This is a genomic window from Tabrizicola sp. (assembly GCF_031377265.1).
Taxonomy (GTDB): Bacteria; Pseudomonadota; Alphaproteobacteria; order Rhodobacterales; family Rhodobacteraceae; genus JAUYQR01.
This window is the reverse complement of the sequence record NZ_JANMET010000198.1, coordinates 1-2,245: the sequence shown is the minus strand read 5'-3', so window position 1 is coordinate 2,245 and position 2,245 is coordinate 1. Positions and strand designations below refer to the sequence as shown.

General features: G+C 64.8%; 4 protein-coding genes and 1 riboswitch. Of the genes, 2 read left to right on the top strand and 2 right to left on the bottom strand.

The genetic code is table 11. The features are described 5' to 3' along the window. The coding region (locus RMO18_RS11430; RefSeq protein ID WP_309666037.1) for a GTP-binding protein at positions 1 to 118 on the bottom strand (118 nt) is incomplete at its 3' end. Then, complete coding sequence (locus tag RMO18_RS11425; RefSeq protein ID WP_309666034.1) at positions 115 to 516, bottom strand: DUF1636 domain-containing protein; 402 nt, start codon at positions 514 to 516, stop codon at positions 115 to 117. The genes RMO18_RS11425 and RMO18_RS11430, both read right to left, overlap by 4 nt. Positions 517 to 618: 102 nt before the next feature. Next, positions 619 to 832: riboswitch (cobalamin riboswitch) on the bottom strand. Positions 833 to 873: 41 nt separating this feature from the next. On the opposite strand from RMO18_RS11425, the gene cobO reads away from it, so the two are divergent. Further along, complete coding sequence (gene cobO, locus RMO18_RS11420) at positions 874 to 1,503, top strand: cob(I)yrinic acid a,c-diamide adenosyltransferase (protein WP_309666032.1); 630 nt, start codon at positions 874 to 876, stop codon at positions 1,501 to 1,503. 76 nt (positions 1,504 to 1,579) lie between these two features. Then, positions 1,580 to 2,245: cobyric acid synthase (locus RMO18_RS11415; protein ID WP_309666036.1), on the top strand; the 666-nt coding region annotated here is incomplete at its 3' end.

The following is a 2,245-nucleotide window of genomic DNA, read 5'->3' as shown; positions in this document are numbered from 1 at the left end:
CCAAAACTGCCAGCCGCTTGCCTTGCGGGTTCTGCAAGAGGTGGCGGATCAGGGTCGTCTTTCCCGACCCCAGAAAGCCGGTGATGACAGTGACGGGGATTTTGGCAAGATCGGTCATGCGGAGACTTTCCGGGCATTGGGGGTGAGGATCGCGGGCGAGGCGCCAAGGGGCGGGATGCGCGCGATGGATTGCTTGCGAAAGATTTCGGGGCGTTCGCGCCAGGGCACAAGGCCGTTTTCGCTGGCGGCGTAGCGCGCGGCACCATCTAGGATTTCGGCGGCGTTTTCTGGCGACAGGCGGCCATAGACATAGCCCCAGGCCCCCGCCTTGGTCAGCGCGACCGAACAGCCTTGCGTGCAAGCCGACAGGCATTCGACAGAGATGATGTCCACGCCCTCGGGGGGATCGCCTGCCGTCAGCGCGGCATGCAGTTGTGCCCCCGGCGGCAGCGCCCCTTCGGTCACCGGCTGGCCCGCCTTGCAGGTCATGCAGACATAAAGCGTGGCGCGCGCCATGGGGCCCATCTTTCCAAATGGCAAAGGGGGCAACACGTCCGAAAAACCGCGCCCGTGCCGTCTGGCACATGCGCGTTCCGGTCGCGGATCACCCCGTCCGCCCGTCCATCCATTGGTGCTGGCAGGTCTCCCGGCTTGCGGAGCGGGTTTCCCCCTGGTCCCGGCCTTCCCGACGCAGGCGTCAGTGGCATGGGACCTCTCCGGTCACGGTCGCGGGGGCGGCTGCCGTTCGGTGATGCGACCTGACCGGTCGCAAAGCCTCGTGCATTCCCTCTTCGCCTGTCTTACGACAGGAACCAGCATCGTGCCCCACTTGCGCGCGATCGAGGCTGACTGTCAAGGTTGAGGACCGCCGCAATGCCCGCTGAGACCGACATCGACACCCCGATTGATGCCCGCCACAAGGTCAAGATGGCCAAGAAAAAGGCCGCCCGCGACAAGATCATGGCGACCAAGGAGGGCGACCGCGGCCTGATCATCGTCCATACCGGGGCGGGCAAGGGCAAATCCAGTTCCGGTTTCGGGATGATCCTGCGCTGCATCGCGCATCAGATGCCCTGCGCGGTCGTGCAGTTCATCAAGGGCGCCTGGGATACCGGCGAGCGGCGCATGATCGAGGCGCATTTTAGCGACCTGTGCCAGTTTCACGCGATGGGCGAAGGGTTCACCTGGGAAACCCAAGACCGCGTGCGCGATGTGGCAATGGCCGAAAAGGGCTGGGAAAAGGCCAAGGAGCTGATCCGCGATCCGGATATCAAGATGGTTCTGCTCGACGAGATCAACATTGCCTTGCGTTATGATTACCTGGATTTGCAGGCCGTTCTTGATTTCCTTCGCGAGGAAAAACCACCGCAGACCCATGTCGTGCTGACCGGGCGGAACGCCAAGGATGCGTTGATCGAGGCGGCGGATCTGGTGACAGAGATGACGCTGATCAAGCATCCGTTCCGGTCGGGGATCAAGGCGCAGAAGGGCGTGGAGTTTTGAGCTGGCGCGCGGGTCGTGTCGCGGGATGCCTCCGGCGGGGATATTTGGGCCAACTGGAAAAGGGCAGGTGGCGACAGTGCCGGCGCTGATGATCCAGGGGGCGGGGTCCAACGTTGGCAAGTCACTGATCGTCGCGGGGCTTTGCCGGGCGGCGTTGCGGCGGGGTCTGTCGGTCGCGCCCTTCAAGCCGCAGAACATGTCCAACAATGCCGCCGTGACGGTCGATGGCGGCGAGATCGGGCGCGCGCAGGCCTTGCAGGCGCGGGCGGCGGGGCTGGAGCCGCACACCGACATGAACCCGGTGCTGCTGAAACCGGAATCGGAGACAGGATCACAGGTCATCGTCCAGGGACGCCGGGTCGCCACGGTCAAGGCGCGCGACTACGCGGCGTTGAAGCCGTCGCTGATGACCCCTGTGCTGGACAGCTTTGGCCGGCTGGCTGCGGCGCATGATCTGGTGGTTGTCGAAGGGGCGGGCAGCCCGGCAGAGGTCAATCTGCGCAAGGGTGACATCGCCAATATGGGCTTTGCGCGGGCGGCGGGCGTGCCGGTCGTCCTGGTCGGCGATATCGACCGGGGCGGGGTGATCGCGCAGATCGTCGGCACCCAGGCGGTCCTGGAGCCGGGCGATGCGGCGATGGTGGCGGGGTTTCTGATCAACAAGTTTCGCGGTGATCCTAGGCTGTTCGATGACGGTTACCGCCTGATTGCCGACCGCACGGGTTGGCCCGGATTTGGTGTC

What these genes read in the sequence shown, in the direction of transcription:
- RMO18_RS11425 (WP_309666034.1), bottom strand. Translation starts at nt 516, where the DNA reads ATGGCGCGCGCCACGCTTTATGTCTGCATGACCTGCAAGGCGGGCCAG.
- cobO (WP_309666032.1), top strand. Translation starts at nt 874, where the DNA reads ATGCCCGCTGAGACCGACATCGACACCCCGATTGATGCCCGCCACAAG.